The organism is Synechococcus sp. R55.4 (genome assembly GCF_047461935.1).
Classification (GTDB): domain Bacteria; phylum Cyanobacteriota; class Cyanobacteriia; order Thermostichales; family Thermostichaceae; genus Thermostichus.
This window is the reverse complement of the sequence record NZ_JANSIF010000028.1, coordinates 22,746-39,127: the sequence shown is the minus strand read 5'-3', so window position 1 is coordinate 39,127 and position 16,382 is coordinate 22,746. Positions and strand designations below refer to the sequence as shown.

The window sequence follows — 16,382 nt, the reverse complement described above, 5'->3', positions numbered from 1 at the left end:
CAGCCTAGAGGTCCAGGGTTGGCTTGCCGACTCTAGGGCTACTGAAAGCTCCCGCCTTTAGGCGGGGGTAGTTTACCAACACGACCCATGAAGACCAAAGACTATTGGCTTGGCTCTGACAATACAGCCGCCTCTGGATCCACTGACAAATGGGCGATCAGCCGATCCACCAGCCGCGAGAGGGTTGCCCGTTCTTCTGGGCTGAGACAGCCGTAGGTTTGCTCCCGCAACTGCCAAATCAGAGGGGGCAAAACGTCTTTCAGCTCCTCTCCTGCCGGTGTGAGGTAGACTCGCCAAATCCGCCGATCCTCAGGATCCCGCTGCCGCCGGATCAGCTCCCGTTTTTCCATGCCATCCAACACCCCGGTCATGGTGCCCCCCAACTGCTGCAGGCGCTCACAAATGGTGGAAGTCGGGATCCCGTCTTCTTCCCAGAGGCAGCAGAGCACCACCCAATGGGAGATGGTTAGGCCAAAAGGCTCTAAATAGGACTGGAACTTCCGCCGCACCAATTGAGACAACAATCGAATGCGATAGCCCAAGGAGTTGGGGGCGAGAATGTCATGCCACCGTTCTAGGAAAGCCTGTTTTTCCGATTGAACTCTTACTTTGGTTGGACTGTTTCCCATTGGCGGCCTGGAATGCTTAGAGTCTAAATCGCCCTATTTTATCTTTTACTCAGGAGAGAAGGAGCTTGCGATCCGTTCTGCACGAGTGTATGAGCCATCTCCCACCCTCTCCAGTACAGCCTAGCCCTTGCACAGCCAACGGACGATCTGCAGCCATTGCCGTTGCAAAGGATATCCATCAGGCAACACAGCATTTTCTGGCTTCGCATCAGGCTACAGCCGAGTGGGATCCCTGCCAAGCAAAAGATGGGCTCGCATGAACTGGAGTCGATAGCGCTGGAAGAGGCTGCCACAGAGATTTGCAAAGGCAGTTCGGATGGCACTAGAGTAGCGTCAAGTCTTGCCAGCCTGTCGTCTTTTGCAAGTGTCTTTGGTGAGGTCATCATGCCGCTTATCCCACAGGGGTTGCGCTCCCATCGTCGTTTCCTCTGGGCAGGGATCCCGTTGGCCGGTGCTTTGGCCTTGGGGGCCTGCTGGAGCAATCGCACGGGTGCCGAAGTCGAGTTTCCCACATCGGCTCAGAATCCTTTCCCCCCCATCCCCACCCCACCGCCGCCGCTGCCTTCCCCAAGTGGAACTCCGGGCCTTCCCCCCTGGTGGCCTCGTGCCCAATCGCCGGAGTGGGAAGATTCCCCTTATGCTCCGGTCTTGTCCGGCTTTTTGCAGGGATTGGCAGCCCAAGGGGGAGCGCTCTCTCAACAGGGGATCCTGCTCTGGACACCGGAAGGGGATCTGTTAGCGGAGCATTTATCGGATCGGCCTTTGCCGGTGGGAGCCTTGGATCAGTTGGCCATCAGCTTGATGGCCCTGGAGACTTGGGGCTATGAACGTCGCTTTGAGACCCGGTTCTACACCACAGGCCATCTTTTGGGCCATCGCTTGACGGGAGATTTGATCCTGGTGGGTGGCGGGGATCCCTACTTCACGGAAGCGAATGTGGCAGAGCTGGCCCACCATTTGCATAGCCTCAACATTCGCCAGATCGACGGGGATGTGAAGGTGTTGTCCCCCTTCCACCTGCTGGGCCAACCCGATCCTTTGGCCGGTGCTCGGCGTTTGGCAGAGCTCCTCAGCGATACGCAACAGCCCCACCCGGTTGCCATTCGCGGCTCGGTGTCAACCCTGACAGCCCTGCCCGCGGACGCCCACTGCTTGGCTCGTTATACCTCGCTACGCCTGGGATCCCTGTTGCAAATCCTCAACGGCAGCAACGACCGGACTATGGCAGAAGCCCTGTTGGCGGAACTGGGGGGCAAAACAGCCCTGCTGGAGTACCTGCGGCAGCGGTTGGTGTCTCAGCCCATTTCCCGCCTGGATCCCGACATGGCTCCCGCCGAGCAAGACATTCGCTTTGGACAAAGGGGGCAAGCCCTGTACCTCTCCCCTCGCGCCCTAGCTCACCTCTGGGAGCAGTTGGTGGATCTCACGGACGGGGATCCGACTCGGATCTTGCCCAGAGCGGGCATTGGCCACAGCACCCTGCAGGCGCGCACCTTGCCCCCAGGCACGGTGGCTCAGGTGGGATCCGCTGCGGATCGGCTGATGATGATGGGGCAATTGCCGGATGGCACCCGCTTTATCCTGCTCAACCAAGGCCCCGACCTGGGCATTTTGAGCCAACAACAGGATCAGTTTCTGCGGGAGGTGGCGGCCATTTCCGAGCCCCTTCGCCGCTAATGCCGACAATTAGACTTCTTCTTTATGTACCTCTCCCCCACTTCCCGTTAGGGGGCGAGAGATTGCGGCCTTGCAGCTATGCAGGGCAGAGTAGTGCGCTCGCTACTGACTTGGGCACATGGAGCCTTCAAAGAGCTGCTGAAGGCGGTGGCTAAGCAGTACGGGAAGCTGGTGATTGAAGTCTCAGCTTACTAGCGCAGGAGCCCCGCCCTCTGCCCACAGGGCGAGGGTCGGGAGGAATGCACTTTGATGAGGTACCGTAAGGGTATGACCCAAGTCCTGACCCTTTCCTGCAGGCTCAAGGTGTCTCAGTCGCAAGCCGCAAAGTTGGATGCGACCTTGGATGCCTTCGGCCAAGCCTTGAACTGGGTGAACCAGAACACACCGGAGAAGATCGTTAACGCCGTTAAACTTCAATCTCTGTGCTACCGCGAAATCCGTGCCCGGTTCGGCTTGTCCAGTAACTTGGCCGTACAGGTCTGCAGACGGCTAGCAGGTGCTCGTAAAGTTGCCCGACAGAAAAACCGTCCGGTCAAAGCGTTCAAGGGGGGCTTTGCTACCTATGACGCTCGTATCTTTTCATTTCGCGAGAAAGACTGGACGGTGTCGCTGACCACGGTGGAGGGTCGAGAGCGCTTTGAGCTGGCGATTGGTCATTACCAGAGAGAACAGTTGGCAGGCTCCAATCCCAAATCGGCCACTCTGGTCAAGCGCAAAGACGGTTCCTACTCCATCCAGATTTGCGTGGAAGCAAAGTTACCGGAACAGCAGAACACAGCTCGGGTAATAGGCGTGGATTTGGGAAGGACAGATATTGCCCATACGTCAGAGGGGGACAACTGGAATGGACAGCAGTTGAGCAAAATACGAGACCGTTATTCCAAGCTGAGAGCGGTACTCCAGCAAAAAGCCAGTAAGGGCACCCGCAGTTCCCGGCGCAGATGCAGAGAACTGTTGCAACGGCTGTCTGGCAAGGAGAGGCGCTTTCAGTCGCGTCAGCGTTGCGTAGCAAAAACGTGGGTCAATCATCGCATCTCTAAAGCTATTGTTTCTAGGGCAAAGGCCACAAACAGCGCTATTGCTCTGGAAGACTTGACAGGGATTCGGGAAAGGGTCAATCAACAACCCCGCAGCAAAACCGAAAGGCGCAGGGCCAACAGTTGGGCGTTCTACCAACTACGTCAATTTCTGGAATACAAGGCGAGGGTTGCAGGGGTTTCTCTGATTCTTGTTCCGCCTGCCTACACGTCGCAGACCTGCCACCGGTGTTTGCACATCCATCCCGACCCTGAACAGTCCTACCGCAGTGGGAAGCAGTTTAAGTGTGGGCACTGTGGATGGGAAGGGGATGCGGACTTGAATGGTGCAAACGTAATTGCGCTCTTGGGGGCTGCCGTAAACCAGCCTGGAGGTCCGGGCTTGTTTTGTTCTGCCGAGCGAAACAAGCTCAGGGCTACTGAAAGCCCGCACTCTTTCGCTTGAGCGGCGCGGAGCGCTTTGCATCAGCATGAGTGTGGGTAGTTTACGATTGAAAAAGGCGGGAATAGAGGTGTTGGTGGGCTTGACAATCCCGTTCTTGTAGAGGGGTGAAGCTGCTTAGGGGCGGCCAGCCGAGGGAGAGGTTTGGCCTTTCGGCTCGCTTCATGACCGGCAGAATCTCCTGATGCACCACTGCCTCGATCGGCTCATACAATTGGGCCAGCAGGCTTTGCCCCTCGGTATGCCCCAAAGGCACCAAGCGCACTGCCGCCGAGACCAACCCGGTGAGGGAGGAGAACAAGAAGGCACGCAGGGTATCTTCCAGCCCAATGCCCGCCTGAGCGCAGATCCAGCCGAACACCAAGGAATGATGCAGTGGCTCTCCCTCTGCTTTGGGGACGGAGATTCCCCAGGTGCGTTCTGCCAGTTGAGCTAGGCGTTTGCCCAAATCCAAGCTGGCTTGGCGCGGTTCTGCCGCCCAACGGGTTGCTTGCAGTTGCTGCTGCAGTTTCTCCACTCCTGACTCGGCTCCCAATCGGGACAGACGATGGGCCAAGGCACAGGCTCTGCCCTCGGTGGGGGCTAGGCCCATGTGTAAAACCCCCAGCAGATATTGCTGCACCCTGGCCCGATCCCGAAGTTGCCCCGCTTGAACGGCAGCTTCCAAGCCCCAGGAGTGGGAATAGGCCCCAATCGGCAGAGCAGAATCGGTAAGTTGTAGCAACAGATAGAAAGCGCCGCTGGATCCTAGAGAAGCAAGTCGGGGGGAAAATTCACCACGCATTTTCGCGAAGCTTTAGCGGGGGCGGATCAGGCCGTAGCCACCGTGGTTGCGGACGTAGATAACGTTGATCTCGCCATTTTCGATATTGCGGAAAACGTAGAAGTCGTGATCCACTAGCTCCAACTGGTGCAACGCTTCCTGAACCGTCATGGGTGGCATGGCGAAGTACTTGGTGCGCACCACCTCTGCCGGTAACTCCGCTTGCCGTTCCGTATTTAGCGGATCGGTGGCGGGCTGCTGGGCCACTGCCACGGAGGTTTTGGGGGTGTGGCGGACGCGGTGAATGCCGTTCCGTTCTTTGTATTTGCGCAACTTGCGGGCCAGCTTGTCGGCCACACGGTCGATGCTGGCATAGAGGTTTTCGCTGCTTTCTTCCGCCCGGATCACGGTGCCATTGGCGTAGACGGTCACTTCGGCAGATTGGCTGGCACTGATACGGGGGTTGCGGGCTACCGATAGGTTGACATCAACCTCACTGGTGATCTGGGCAAAATGACTGACAGCGCGCTCAATTTTTTCTTGAACGTAGCTGCGGATGGCCTCGGTAATCTCGACGTTTTTCCCTTGGATCACAAGCTTAGTCATGAGGACTCTCCCAGTCATGTCGGTTTATACCTGAGATAGCGCCTCACCCCCACCTGGGATCCCTCTGGCTTTCGAAAGCGACCCCAGCTCACGGGCGACCTCAGCCCTTTAATTTGCAAAAACGAAGCCCTGTCATCAAGGGTGAGCAGATCGGCTTTGGGAGTGGCACTAACCTCTTGGGTTAAGTCTAAGTTAACATCTCTCTCTGGGATCTCTGCCAGAGGTTAAGAATAAATTTAGGCTCTCTTAATGTTTAAGGAGATCTTGAATTCCTGATTTTTCCCAAATCTCCTGATTTTTCCCAAATCTTGGGAGTTTTGCGGATAAGCGGGATCCCTGTTATGCAAGACATAGACTCCTAGTTGGCCGTATTGGGTGCTTTTGGGAAAAGTTCTTTCGAGCTTAAGTTGCAAGTTCCCAGGTCAATGGGTTAACCCAAAAGACAAATCTATCATCAAACCCATAGACAGATCCAGCCTACTAAAAAGCTTTCCAAGCTGGATTTTAAGTTGATTAAACAACGTCTCTAACTCTGACCTGCTTTTGAGAAACCAAACCCACGCCGGACTGCCCATAACTCGGCAATCCAAATGCTCCAGTTCTCCGCTTACCGTATGTTGGTGTTACTCCACAGCTTAGCAGAATCTCGATTGGATGGCGCTTGATAGGAAAAATGAAGGGATATTGACATAAATTAAGCTTTTTATCAATATGGGGCTTTCAATTTGAGGGGTATTGTCGCTGTTGGTATTGGCTTTGGCAAGCCTGTTGTCCGCTGTTCCATGCCGTAAGGTTTCTATTCGGAGAGCTACATAAGAAGTTGGAACTCCGTTCTGCCGGCGCAGTCTTATTGGGAAGCTGGGGGGAAAAGACCAGCTCTTTTGGGGGTGGCTAAAATGCTACTCTCGGAATCGCCTTGGTGTGCGAAAGGTGAGGCAGACGGTGTGGGCAGAGGGATCCCGTTGAAGGCGGCAGAGCTTTTGGACAGAGCAGAGGAGGCTCTGCAGGAGCGGTTTCAGGCGGTGGAGAAGACCCTCAGAGAGAACCTGGCGCGGGTGTTGCGGGCCTTTCGCGAGCAGCGGGTGGGATCCCATCACTTTGCCGGGGTGTCGGGGTATGGCCACGACGACCAGGGGCGGCAGGTTTTGGATCGGGTGTTTGCCCAGATCATGGGCTGTGAGGCAGCGGTGGTGCGGCTGCAGATGGTGTCTGGTACCCATGCCATCGCCTGTGCTTTGTTTGGGGTGCTGCGTCCGGGGGATGAGCTGCTGAGCATTACCGGCCCCCCCTACGACACCCTTGAGGAGGTTATCGGCCTGCGGGGCTCCGGGCGGGGATCCCTGCGGGAGTTCGGCATCGATTACCGCCAGTTGGATTTGCGGGAGGGAACTGTTGATTGGCAGGCCCTGAAAACCGCCCTCAGACCGCAAACCCGGTTGGTTCACATTCAGCGCTCCTGCGGCTATGATTGGCGGCCCAGCTTTCCCATCGCCCAGATCGCCGAGATGATCCAAATGGTCAAAGCGCAAAACCCCGAAGTTGTGGTCTTTGTAGACAACTGCTACGGCGAGTTCGTGGAAACCCAGGAGCCAACCCATGTGGGCGCAGATCTGATTGCCGGATCTCTGATCAAAAATCCGGGGGGCACCCTTGTTCCCGCCGGGGGCTATGTGGCCGGGCGGGCAGAGCTGGTGGAGCAAGCGGCCTGTCGGCTGACGGCTCCGGGCATTGGTTCTGAAGGGGGGGCGACTTTGGATCTCAACCGCCTTCTGTTTCAAGGTCTGTTCTTGGCCCCGCAGATGGTGGCCGAAGCGGTGAAGATCGCCCATCTGGCGGCGCAGGTGTTTTCTGATTTGGGCTACCCGGTCTCGCCTCTGCCTCAAACTCCCCGCACCGATATCATCCAGGCCATTCAATTGGGATCCCCGCAAAAGCTGCAGGCTTTCTGCCAAGCGATTCAAAACAGTTCTCCTGTGGATTCCTACCTAACCCCAGTGCCGGAGGTGATGCCCGGTTATGCAGACCCGGTGGTGATGGCAGCAGGCACCTTTGTTGCCGGGAGCAGTGCAGAACTCTCTGCCGATGGGCCGATGCGGGATCCCTACACCGTCTACTTGCAGGGGGGAACCCATCTCTACCATGGGCGGCTGGCCCTAGAAGCCGTCTTGCAAGCTTGGGAAACCCTGTAGGCCAACAGTTTGCTCTCGGCTGAAACAGCAAGGAAGGGGCAAGCCAACAACCTCAAAACTCAGCACGAAGTTGGCAGAAGTTGTCGTCTCTGACCAACTTTTCGCTCAATCAATCAGGGGGTAGGATCAGTCTACAGTTGCCATTCTTTAGAAAGGGATCCCTTTTGATGCTGAGCTTGTACCGTTCTTGCGTGTCTCCTCGCCGTTGGGGATCCCGTTTGGCTCTGGCTCTGGTGGCATTGGGGTTGGCTGGCGGCTGTCGGCTGTTGGATCGGGTGGGAGAGAGCGGCTTGCCGGTGGGATCTGCGCTGACCCGTTCTGCTCTGTGGAGAGGCAGCCAAACCGTGACGGGAGCGCTGGAGGCGGGAGATGAAGTCAGTCGCCAGTACGGCAGCTTTTGGGATGGGATCCCCATCACCGCTGAGCCGGGGCAGATTTTAATTGCGGCCCTAGAGAGCGAAGATTTTGATGCTTACCTGGAGCTGGTGGACGGCCAAGGGCGGGTGATCGGCTTTAACGATGACTCTGGCCCAGATGTGAATGCCCTGTTGGCGGTGCGTCTGCCGGAGGGAGGCACCTACACCTTGCGGGCCACCAGCTTTGAGCCCGAATCCACCGGCAACTACCGGCTCACCTATGTCCTCACCCAGATAGATTGGCAGCAAAGCCTATCGGGCCGTCTGCAGGAGGGATCCCTTCAGCACCCCGAGGATGGCAGTTGGATGGACGAATACCCCATTGCCGCCCGCGCCGGCCAGATCCTAATCGCTTCCATGACCAGCTCTGATTTGGATGCCTTCTTGCAACTGCTGGATCCGAGTGGAGAAGTCATGGCTTGGGATGATGACCAAGGTGGTGGAACCGATGCTCTCATGATTGCCTTTCTACCCCGCACCGGCACCTACACCCTGCGGGCCAACACCCATAAGCCGGGAGAGGAAGGAGCCTATGGGTTACAGTACACCTTGCGCTAGCATCTGCTCCCTATCTGGAAGCTTGGATAAGGGGGCTTGCGGATCTTCTGGTGCTGATGTCGAGATTTTGACAGGAATCATCGTTTTTTAACGCCTAATGAATGTTGATACACGTCAGGAGTTGCCGGTTTACCCTCCTAAGATCCTCACAAAGCCGGAAGGGGCACTGCTTGCTGAGCTTTGTGGGAAAGCGTGACATCTTATCCTAAGTTGTGACGGAGCCGAAATATTGTCCTCGTGGATGACGTCTTTTTTCTAGAATCAGATCGATGGCCTAGACCATTCTTTTGCAGTTCAGCCCCTATCTCCACAAAATGGATGCCATGACTCCTGAAATGGTACGCCAGTTTTGGTCTTTGGTCAGCGAGATTGGCAGGCCAGATTGGCTCACAAAGCGTGACGATGACTTGGTGAATCTGCTTCTGAGCGCTTGTCAAAAAAAACAGGCCCTCAGCAGTGTCGATGCTTCGATTCTCAACCGCTACATCAGCATTCGCCTGCCCTTGATTCGCGATATCCTTGTGGATTAAGCCCGGAGAGGACAAGGTTTTCCCCATCGTGCTGACCGCACAAATCACCTTGCTGGTCTACGGGGCACTGCTTTTGGTGGGCGGAGCAATCGGCTATGTGAAGGGCAAAAGCTCCAAGTCTCTGGTCGGGGGGCACGTACTGGGTCTCGAACTGACTGAACTTGGCAGTGCAGTCCTTCACAACCAGCCTTTTGAGTACCGAGGGGCGAGGAGTGAGAAGGGAGGAGTGAGAGGAAGAAATCTCTTCTCTCTGCTCTCTCCTCTCCATGCTGGGCAAAGTTCAGCTTCGTAGGGACTCCGTCCCGCTAAAGCGACCAGTGTTGCGTAGTCTTTCAGAGCGGCTTTGCGGATTAAACCACCGCTCGATGATGTGGCAAATCTGCCGGGCGGCGGTGCCATCGCCAAAGGGGTTTTGGGCTTGGGCCATGCGGGCATAAGCTTGCGGGTCTGTGAGCAATTCTCGGGCTGCCTTCAGGATCCCTTCGGGATGGGTGCCTACCAGGCGGGCGGTGCCGGCAGCAATCGCTTCAGGACGTTCGGTGGTCTGCCTCAGCACCAGCACCGGTTTGCCCAGGGCAGGGGCCTCTTCTTGAATGCCGCCGGAGTCGCTGAGGATGAGGGTACAGCGCTGCATGGCACTCACCCAGAGGGGATAGTCCAGAGGCTCGGTGAGAAAGGCCCGCTCATGGGATCCCAACAGGGCTTGCAGGGGATCCCGCACCAAGGGGTTGGGATGGAGGGGCAAAAGAAGGGCGGTATCGGGAAACTCGGCCAAAATCTGCAGCAGAGCCTTGCCGATGGCAGTTAAGGGATCCCCCCAATTTTCCCGCCGGTGCACGGTAACCAGCAGGACACGGTAGCGCTGCCAGTCCAGGCCGGGAATGGGGCAGGGGATCCCTTGGGAGGCCACCTGCAGTAGGGCGTCGATGACGGTGTTGCCGGTGCAATGGATGGATCCCACCACGTGGCTTCGCTTCAGGTTGTCAACGGCTTGGGGGGTAGGGGCAAAGTGCAGGCTGGCCAACTGAGAGATCAGGCGGCGATTGGCCTCTTCGGGGAAAGGATTGTAGAGATCATCGGTGCGCAGTCCGGCTTCCACATGCCCAACCGGGATGCGGTGGTAGAAAGCTGCCAAGGCAGCCGCAAAGGCGGTGGTGGTATCTCCCTGCACCAAAACCAGTTGAGGATGTTGCTCTTGAAAGTAGAGTTCCAGGCCCCGCAAGGTGGCTTCGGTAATGTCTGTCAAGCTTTGGCGGGGGCGCATGATCGCCAGATCCCGATCCGCTTGCAGACCGAATAGCCGCATCACCTGATCCACCATTTCCCGATGTTGTCCGGTCAAGATCAGCTCGGTGCGCAGATGGGGACTGGCACGCAGGGCTTGAATCACCGGGGCCAGCTTAATGGCTTCGGGCCGTGTGCCCAAGATCACGGCAATGAGGGGAAGGGAGGCCATAAGCTCAAGGACATCGGCGCCTGTAGAAGATGGGAAGAGCTGACCCACTCCGCGCAGCTCATTGGGGCAAGGCTACTGAAAAAACAGAAGTGGCGAAGGGTGTGGGTTGCTCAAGGTCGCAAGCCACCGGGGTGTGGACTCTGCTGAGTCAGGCTGAGGGCAATGTCGAGACGAGAGGAACCACGAGGGGGCTATTGCTGCTCACTCCGATCTTACCCTCAAGCTGCTCCGCCGATTGTTCACCGGATGAGCTGGAGAAAAAGGGTTGACGGGATCCCACTCCTGCAACTAACCTAAAGGGGGCTGAAGAGATCCTCTTCTGGCTGTCCGGGTTGTTTCGGTTAACCTTTTTGGAGGAAAACGTTCAACAGCATGGACGCTTCCGGTAGTTGTAGCGCCAGCCACCAGTGGATGGTCTTCGAGGAGCACGTTCTTGAAGACTGGGCTCTTACTGGTGTCTTCCTTTTCCCCGCTGACAGCTTCTGTCGTCGCTTGAGAGGATCCCGTTTCGCCAACGCGAAGGGGTGGGAGAGTTTTCCCGGCTAGCTTTTGACTTGGGTGGCTCTCTCAGTCGGCGACGAACAGATGAGCTGAGCAGAGCCTTACCTGAGCAATGGGTTTGTACAGCCCTGTTCAGAAAAGGGGAGATCAGGAGTAATTCCGAGGGGATTCCCCTTGACTTTCCTGTTGTGGGTTTTGGGGTTTCCGCAGGCCTGGGGATCCCTTGGAGTCCCTCTTATCGGCTTGGGCGCTTGCGATCCAAGCTGGGCTTGGAGGCCTGGCGCTAGACCTACGGCTTGCTGCGCGGCCATCCAAGGGTTTCAGGGCTTCCCTGTGAGCCTCGGAGCACCGGTTGGCTGTTGACCTCCTGGTTCTCTTCATCCCGGCTGACCCCAACGTTCGGAGGTTTATCATGCGGCACAACATTCTTCGCGATCTCCTAACCCCTGCTTCCTTGGAAGCCGCCAAGCGAGAGGCCAACCGCGCTCCCATTGCCGAGCTGGTGCAGCAGTTGATGGAGATTTCACCTCGGCAGCGGGTTTTGGCTTTCCGCTTGCTGGAAAAAGACAAAGCCATTGCAGTGTTTGAGTATCTGCGGCCCGAAGAGCAGGCCGATCTCATTCGCAGCATGGAAAGCCCAGAAGTGATCCGGCTGGTAGAAGCCTTACCTCCGGATGAGCGGGTGCGTCTGTTTGAGGAGTTGCCGGCCAAAGTAACCAAGCGCCTCATTGCCAACCTCAGCCCAGAAGCTCGGGAAGCAGTGAATATCTTGCTGGGTTATCCAGAGCGCAGTGCCGGTCGGCTGATGAACCTGCGCTACTTGTCGGTACGGGATACCCTCACCGTCGGGGCTGCTCTGGCCAGCGTGCGGGACTCCCAACTGGGAGACGATGAGCTGGATGTGATCTTTGTGGTAGATGAGCAACGGTTCTACAAGGGTCTCATCCGCACTGTGCGGCTGGTGAAGGCGGATCCCGACCTACCGATTCGGGAGCTGATTGAAGGGGTTGATACTGTGGCGCGGGTTACCGACCGGGATCTCCAGGCAGCTCGTTTGCTCAAGGATTCGGGCTTGCCGGCTATTCCGGTGGTCGACAGTGAAGGACGCTTGGTGGGTGACATCACCTTTGAAGATGTCATCAACTTGGTGGAAGAAGAAGCCACCGACGCCGCTCTGGCCCAAGCAGGGGTGGGCAACTTGCTCAGCCGAGACAAGGTTTGGAGCGAGCGCCTGGTTAAAGGCTCCCGTTGGTATGCCGTCCGCCTGCGCATCACGTTTTTAATCATCACCTTGATTGGCGGCATGGTGGTGGGGGGAGTGATCGAAACCTTTGAGGAAGTGTTGCAAGCAGTAACGGCAGCGGCTATTTTCATCCCCTTGGTCATGGATATGGGCGGTAATGTCGGTACCCAATCTACGACCATCTTTGCCCGTGGCTTGGCTTGGGGCCACATCAACGTGCGGCAGTTTCTCCCCTATTTGCTGCGGGAAGCCAGCATTGGTGGCATTATCGGTGTGATCCTGGGGGCCACGGCTGGGGTGATTGCCTACTTCTGGCAGGGGGCACCCAATGGGATCCCACAATTGGGTCTAGCGGTGGGCTTGGCTCTGGCCATTGTCCTCACTTTGGGGGCTATCTTGGGCGCCATTTTGCCCTGGGTGATGTTAAAGCTGGGCTTTGACCACGCTCCGGGAGCGGATCCTTTTATCACCACCATTAAAGACTTCACCGGCCTCTGGGTGTATTTCACCCTGGTGGCTTGGCTAGTCGGGGTTGAAGTGTAGCTCTAGGGCTGCGCCGGCGCTAGATCCAGGGGGCACCTCACCGGCAAAGCGCGTTCCAGGAACGAATAATCCAGCCCTTCTTGAGAAATCAGCCTTTCAGAGTCTCGCCACAAGGCCATCGCGACGGCGGCGCAGAGCACTTTTACGAGGTGTCCTTTGACCAACGAAGGGTTACAGCAAACATTTAGGAGGTGTGCCATGACCTTGAAAGTTCTATCTCCCTTGGCTGCTGCTCAATTTCGGTCACGGCTGCAGCAGTATGCCTATCGGGTGGGCATAACCTGTGCTTTAGAAACAGGTGGTAAGCTGGCCCCAGAATCCGCCTTTGCTCAACTGGAAGCCCTCTGGCAAACCTTGCAACAGGAAGCCACTGCCCTTGGGATCCCAGATGAGGATGGCTAAACTTTATCCTTTCACGAGAACCGGAGCATGACCTGGATTGACTTCACCTTGCGCCTAGCGGTTGCCTTTATCTTGGGATCCGTGATCGGGCTGGAGCGACAGTGGCGGCAGCGTATGGCCGGCTTACGCACCAACACCTTGGTGGCCACGGGTGCAGCTTTGTTTGTCATGCTCTCGGTTCTCACCCCTGATGAAAGCAGCCCGACCCGTATTGCGGCCCAAGTGGTATCGGGGATTGGCTTTTTGGCCGGTGGCGTGATCCTCAAGGAAGGAGCCAGCGTCCGTGGCCTGAACACCGCCGCCACCATCTGGTGTGCAGCCGCGGTGGGAGCCTTTGCCGGATCGGGGTACATTCCCCAAGCTGCCATTGGGGCCGCAGCTGTGTTGATCTCCAACGTTGTGCTGCGTCCGCTGGGCTACCGCATCAACCAGCAGCCCCTAAAGGGCACAGAACTGGAACTGGTCTATGAGTGTTCGTTCATCTGCAAAAGCCAAGCAGAGGCCCACATCCGCGCCTTGCTCTTGCAAGGCATAGCTCCCACCCATCTCAAACTGCGCGCCCTCTACAGCGAAGACCTGGAGGACAAGCCTGATCTGGTCAAAGTCGAAGCAGAGCTGGTCACCCAAACCCGCGATGACCAAGCCCTGGAACTTGTCGTCAGCCGCCTCAGCCTAGAGCCAGGTGTGATCACTGCCCGATGGCGGATCATCGAACAGGAATTTGGCTGATCCCGGATCCCAGTAGCTCCCAACCGGTCAGCAACGCAAACACCAGAAATAAGCCGCCCCCCACCCAATGCACGGCGCGTTCAGAGATGTGAGCTGCTAAAAAACGACCTCCCACCACCGCCAGCCCCACCATCAGTCCATGGCCAAGGGTAGCCCCTGCCCAGACGCTCAATCCCGGGTGGGTAGCCGCCAAGGAGACGGTGGCAATCTGGGTTTTATCCCCGAACTCGGCCAAGGCCGTCAAGCTAAAGGCTTCCCACACAATAGCCCAAGCACCGCCGCGGCCCGCCCCTTTTTCTTCTGCCTGCTCCACCAGCCTGAGGGCTTCTTCCTCTTCTTCTTTTTCCTGCTGGGGAGTCATCTTGTAAGCTTGCCAGAGCATTCTCAGCCCAAAAGCCGCAAAAACCCCAGCCGATAACACTCTCACGCCCAGGGGTGGCAGCAGCTTGAAAAGCACCTTCCCGGCCACCACCGCCAGCAAGGTCATCACGGCCAAAGCCAGCCACGTCCCCAAGAAAACCCAGCGGCGCGGGTGTCGCATAGCCAGAATCAGGGGGGTAAAAAAGGTTTTATCCCCAAACTCTGCTACCGTAACCAACAGCAAACTTGACGCAAAACCAGCCCACATCGTTTAGCCTCCAACCTCTCTTGTGTGTGGAATCGGTTCACACCTAGAGGTGAAGGCTGGGAAAGTCAGACGGACTCACCAAGCTCACCTCTGCGTGAACTCAGTGAAAGTCTCGTCACCAAAGCAGCCTGCCGGGCTTGCTTCGTCTCCTGCACCGGGCTGTTTTTAGCCAGTATGTCGATACAGAGGGCGGTAAGCCGCCTGACTACTCCCTTTCCGTCTGAATGGTAGCATGCTGAGCTCCCAGTGGGAGTCATTCATTCAAGCATTCAAGAAAAGCTCTCCAATGGGATCCCCCAAGACTTGCTGTGCCTTGGCCGATATCAGTGCCGCGCATCGCTTACCAGAGGATTGTGAAGGAGCGGCAGGCTATTATGATCACGGTTGAGGAGAAAATCAGGGGAAAACCACGTGGATGCAAAGTTAGTCTTGGTGGGGGTTGCTCTTGTCCTCTCTCTGGCAAGTTTCTACTTCGGCACCCGCAACGGCTTTTACGACACCGACAAGTATCACGGCAATGGCTCTGCTCATTAGAGCCGGGCGCTGGTGATTTTTTTATGGATCCCTTGCCCAGAAGGGCTTCCCTCCAGAATACAGGCAACGTCGGCGAGGGCTGGGTGCGGCAATATCTCTGTCAGCAGGGCTGGCAGATCCTGGCCCAGCGGTGGCGCTGCCCTTGGGGCGAGCTGGATCTGGTTGCCCACAAAGCTGATGTGCTGATTTTCGTAGAGGTGAAAACCCGTAGCCCCGGTAGCTGGGATCGAGGCGGGCTTTTGGCGGTTGGGATCCCCAAGCAGCGACGCTTGATCCGGGCTGCCCAGGCCTTCTTGAGCCAGCATCCCCACCTCTCCGAGTTGTCCTGCCGTTTTGATGTTGCGCTGATAGAACGTCGGGCCTCCAGGGAAGGGGTAAGCTATGCTTTGGTTGATTACCTGCCAGCGGCTTTTGAGATTTGTTGAGGCAAGCTTATCCGAGATGCTGTGGGAGCTTATGGCCGTTTCAGGTTAGGTGAGATGCCTGGGCTGCTGAGACAAGCCCTCTAGCCCCGCGCATTATTGCTCCGCAACGCTATTGCTCCACAACCCTGACGCAGTGTCCTAGAGTGTCCTAGTTTGAATCAAAATAACTATAAAGCTGGGCCAGCCTCTCCGACTCATCTGAATACGAAGAACAGATGGAGCTTTCTGGGGTCATTCATCATCCTCACTAAGCTCCGGCCTGGGGATCCCTTCATTGGCTCATGATTTTGGGAAACAGCATGAAAGCGCATGAGTTCTGGGCTCGTACCGACAGCCAAGGTCAACTGATCTTGCCCATGCGGGCGCAGGAGCAATTGCCCAAAGATCGAGTTGTGCGGGTGCTGGTGTTGGTAGATGAGCGGGAGCTGGCTCCGGCGGATCCTTCACAGGAGCAGTTGCCCACTGCCTCGCCAGATGAGGAGCATCTTTGGTATAGAGCTCCCACCGTTCCCTACGATGGCATTTAGCGCATGGGATCTTGGCCGGACAGCCGCCAGCGGTTTAGGCGCGAGAGGGTATCTGCATCCAAGTAGGCATCAATGCCCCGCTTGCTCGATAGCCGTTTTGGTTGGACGCGCCGGATCTGCTGCTGGGCCTGCTGCACTTCATCCCACAGTTGTTCTGCCGAGACCCATTCGGCGTTGTAGCCGCCAATCACCAACTGCTGGACACGATCGGAGGTAGCCACCCGTACCCGACACCCATCCCTCTGCAACTGGGCACACAGCCGTTCAATACAACTGTCGGCGGTCTCGCCATAGGAGGTATACAGGATCTCGATACCCGAAGGGGAGCGCTCTTGCCGGGCTGGAGTGGGTTGGGCGTAGGCATCGTACACCACGGTCGCCTGGTAGCCCCGGAAGGCCACATAGTTGGCCAAAGATTCCACCAAGCGCAGACGGGCCAATTCCATCAGGGAGCGACGCGCCAACTGGCTCAGGGTGGGCCAAGCTCCGATGATGTTGTAGCCATCAACCAAGAGGAAGGTGGGAGAGGAGGCTTGCATGGATGGCG

Annotated in this window: 18 protein-coding genes; 12 read left to right on the top strand and 6 right to left on the bottom strand. The window is 57.1% G+C overall.

The features are described 5' to 3' along the window. Window positions 1-101 precede the first annotated feature (101 nt). On the bottom strand, window positions 102-629 hold the full coding sequence (locus NW842_RS08125; RefSeq protein WP_414358452.1) for a MarR family winged helix-turn-helix transcriptional regulator: 528 nt from the start codon (window positions 627-629) through the stop codon (window positions 102-104). Window positions 630-1,013: 384 nt separating this feature from the next. Here NW842_RS08125 and NW842_RS08120 point away from each other — a divergent pair, with 384 nt between their 5' ends. Together NW842_RS08120 and NW842_RS08115 are read left to right on the top strand one after the other, a co-directional pair. Next, window positions 1,014-2,306, top strand: coding sequence for a D-alanyl-D-alanine carboxypeptidase (locus NW842_RS08120; RefSeq protein WP_414375631.1), 1,293 nt, complete (start codon window positions 1,014-1,016; stop codon window positions 2,304-2,306). 267 nt (window positions 2,307-2,573) lie between these two features. Beyond that, window positions 2,574-3,788, top strand: a complete 1,215-nt coding sequence (locus NW842_RS08115) for an RNA-guided endonuclease InsQ/TnpB family protein (RefSeq protein WP_414417823.1) — start codon at window positions 2,574-2,576, stop codon at window positions 3,786-3,788. 40 nt (window positions 3,789-3,828) lie between these two features. Here NW842_RS08115 and NW842_RS08110 read toward each other — a convergent pair whose 3' ends face one another. Continuing rightward, entirely contained in the window at window positions 3,829-4,569 is a 741-nt protein-coding gene (locus tag NW842_RS08110) for an urease accessory protein UreF (protein ID WP_414358068.1), read from the bottom strand. A 12-nt stretch (window positions 4,570-4,581) separates the two neighbouring features. Beyond that, window positions 4,582-5,154 (bottom strand): ribosome hibernation-promoting factor, HPF/YfiA family, encoded by a 573-nt coding sequence (gene hpf, locus NW842_RS08105; protein ID WP_414374807.1) that lies wholly within the window; start codon window positions 5,152-5,154, stop codon window positions 4,582-4,584. 896 nt (window positions 5,155-6,050) lie between these two features. Here hpf and NW842_RS08100 point away from each other — a divergent pair. From NW842_RS08100 to NW842_RS08085, 4 genes are all read left to right on the top strand, one after another. Beyond that, window positions 6,051-7,343 (top strand): aminotransferase class I/II-fold pyridoxal phosphate-dependent enzyme, encoded by a 1,293-nt coding sequence (locus NW842_RS08100; RefSeq protein WP_414417822.1) that lies wholly within the window; start codon window positions 6,051-6,053, stop codon window positions 7,341-7,343. A gap of 167 nt (window positions 7,344-7,510) precedes the next feature. Continuing rightward, entirely contained in the window at window positions 7,511-8,317 is an 807-nt protein-coding gene (locus NW842_RS08095; RefSeq protein ID WP_414417821.1) for a PPC domain-containing protein, read from the top strand. 323 nt (window positions 8,318-8,640) lie between these two features. Next, window positions 8,641-8,847 (top strand): hypothetical protein, encoded by a 207-nt coding sequence (locus tag NW842_RS08090; RefSeq protein WP_414358077.1) that lies wholly within the window; start codon window positions 8,641-8,643, stop codon window positions 8,845-8,847. A gap of 28 nt (window positions 8,848-8,875) precedes the next feature. Further along, entirely contained in the window at window positions 8,876-9,139 is a 264-nt protein-coding gene (locus NW842_RS08085; protein ID WP_414374802.1) for a TMEM14 family protein, read from the top strand. On the opposite strand, the gene wecB is transcribed toward NW842_RS08085, so the two are convergent. Further along, entirely contained in the window at window positions 9,128-10,303 is a 1,176-nt protein-coding gene (gene wecB, locus NW842_RS08080; RefSeq protein WP_414374800.1) for a non-hydrolyzing UDP-N-acetylglucosamine 2-epimerase, read from the bottom strand. The two genes, NW842_RS08085 and wecB, sit on opposite strands and share 12 nt — an antisense overlap. Before the next feature lie 913 nt (window positions 10,304-11,216). On the opposite strand from wecB, the gene mgtE reads away from it, so the two are divergent. The 3 genes from mgtE (at window position 11,217) to NW842_RS08065 (ending at window position 13,721) form a co-directional block, all read left to right on the top strand. After that, on the top strand, window positions 11,217-12,590 hold the full coding sequence (mgtE, locus tag NW842_RS08075) for a magnesium transporter (RefSeq protein ID WP_414417820.1): 1,374 nt from the start codon (window positions 11,217-11,219) through the stop codon (window positions 12,588-12,590). A gap of 198 nt (window positions 12,591-12,788) precedes the next feature. Next, window positions 12,789-12,992 carry a hypothetical protein gene (locus NW842_RS08070; RefSeq protein WP_238376758.1) on the top strand — a complete coding sequence of 68 codons (204 nt, stop codon included), beginning with the start codon at window positions 12,789-12,791 and terminating at the stop codon, window positions 12,990-12,992. Window positions 12,993-13,019: 27 nt separating this feature from the next. Beyond that, window positions 13,020-13,721: an MgtC/SapB family protein gene (locus NW842_RS08065; RefSeq protein ID WP_414417819.1), complete on the top strand. Its 702-nt coding sequence runs from the start codon at window positions 13,020-13,022 to the stop codon at window positions 13,719-13,721. On the opposite strand, the gene NW842_RS08060 is transcribed toward NW842_RS08065, so the two are convergent. Beyond that, entirely contained in the window at window positions 13,699-14,319 is a 621-nt protein-coding gene (locus tag NW842_RS08060) for a TMEM165/GDT1 family protein (protein ID WP_414417818.1), read from the bottom strand. The two genes, NW842_RS08065 and NW842_RS08060, sit on opposite strands and share 23 nt — an antisense overlap. 441 nt (window positions 14,320-14,760) lie before the next feature. Here NW842_RS08060 and NW842_RS08055 point away from each other — a divergent pair, with 441 nt between their 5' ends. The 3 genes from NW842_RS08055 (at window position 14,761) to NW842_RS08045 (ending at window position 15,835) form a co-directional block, all read left to right on the top strand. Then, window positions 14,761-14,883, top strand: coding sequence for a hypothetical protein (locus tag NW842_RS08055; RefSeq protein ID WP_011429573.1), 123 nt, complete (start codon window positions 14,761-14,763; stop codon window positions 14,881-14,883). Window positions 14,884-14,906: 23 nt separating this feature from the next. Continuing rightward, window positions 14,907-15,308, top strand: coding sequence for a YraN family protein (locus NW842_RS08050; RefSeq protein WP_011433700.1), 402 nt, complete (start codon window positions 14,907-14,909; stop codon window positions 15,306-15,308). 299 nt (window positions 15,309-15,607) lie between these two features. Further along, the gene (locus tag NW842_RS08045; protein ID WP_414417817.1) at window positions 15,608-15,835 is read left to right on the top strand and encodes a hypothetical protein; all 228 of its coding nucleotides are present in this window, start codon (window positions 15,608-15,610) and stop codon (window positions 15,833-15,835) included. Here NW842_RS08045 and NW842_RS08040 read toward each other — a convergent pair. Beyond that, complete coding sequence (locus tag NW842_RS08040) at window positions 15,832-16,374, bottom strand: NYN domain-containing protein (RefSeq protein ID WP_011429576.1); 543 nt, start codon at window positions 16,372-16,374, stop codon at window positions 15,832-15,834. The two genes, NW842_RS08045 and NW842_RS08040, sit on opposite strands and share 4 nt — an antisense overlap. Window positions 16,375-16,382 lie beyond the last annotated feature (8 nt).

Excerpts from the sequence above, each read along its gene's own strand:
- NW842_RS08070 (WP_238376758.1), top strand. The coding sequence starts at position 12,789 with ATGACCTTGAAAGTTCTATCTCCCTTGGCTGCTGCTCAATTTCGGTCA.
- wecB (WP_414374800.1), bottom strand. The coding sequence starts at position 10,303 with ATGGCCTCCCTTCCCCTCATTGCCGTGATCTTGGGCACACGGCCCGAA.
- NW842_RS08050 (WP_011433700.1), top strand. The coding sequence starts at position 14,907 with ATGGATCCCTTGCCCAGAAGGGCTTCCCTCCAGAATACAGGCAACGTC.
- hpf (WP_414374807.1), bottom strand. The coding sequence starts at position 5,154 with ATGACTAAGCTTGTGATCCAAGGGAAAAACGTCGAGATTACCGAGGCC.
- NW842_RS08110 (WP_414358068.1), bottom strand. The coding sequence starts at position 4,569 with ATGCGTGGTGAATTTTCCCCCCGACTTGCTTCTCTAGGATCCAGCGGC.
- NW842_RS08090 (WP_414358077.1), top strand. The coding sequence starts at position 8,641 with ATGACTCCTGAAATGGTACGCCAGTTTTGGTCTTTGGTCAGCGAGATT.
- mgtE (WP_414417820.1), top strand. The coding sequence starts at position 11,217 with ATGCGGCACAACATTCTTCGCGATCTCCTAACCCCTGCTTCCTTGGAA.
- NW842_RS08040 (WP_011429576.1), bottom strand. The coding sequence starts at position 16,374 with ATGCAAGCCTCCTCTCCCACCTTCCTCTTGGTTGATGGCTACAACATC.
- NW842_RS08120 (WP_414375631.1), top strand. The coding sequence starts at position 1,014 with ATGCCGCTTATCCCACAGGGGTTGCGCTCCCATCGTCGTTTCCTCTGG.
- NW842_RS08100 (WP_414417822.1), top strand. The coding sequence starts at position 6,051 with ATGCTACTCTCGGAATCGCCTTGGTGTGCGAAAGGTGAGGCAGACGGT.
- NW842_RS08125 (WP_414358452.1), bottom strand. The coding sequence starts at position 629 with ATGGGAAACAGTCCAACCAAAGTAAGAGTTCAATCGGAAAAACAGGCT.
- NW842_RS08115 (WP_414417823.1), top strand. The coding sequence starts at position 2,574 with ATGACCCAAGTCCTGACCCTTTCCTGCAGGCTCAAGGTGTCTCAGTCG.
- NW842_RS08095 (WP_414417821.1), top strand. The coding sequence starts at position 7,511 with ATGCTGAGCTTGTACCGTTCTTGCGTGTCTCCTCGCCGTTGGGGATCC.
- NW842_RS08045 (WP_414417817.1), top strand. The coding sequence starts at position 15,608 with ATGAAAGCGCATGAGTTCTGGGCTCGTACCGACAGCCAAGGTCAACTG.
- NW842_RS08065 (WP_414417819.1), top strand. The coding sequence starts at position 13,020 with ATGACCTGGATTGACTTCACCTTGCGCCTAGCGGTTGCCTTTATCTTG.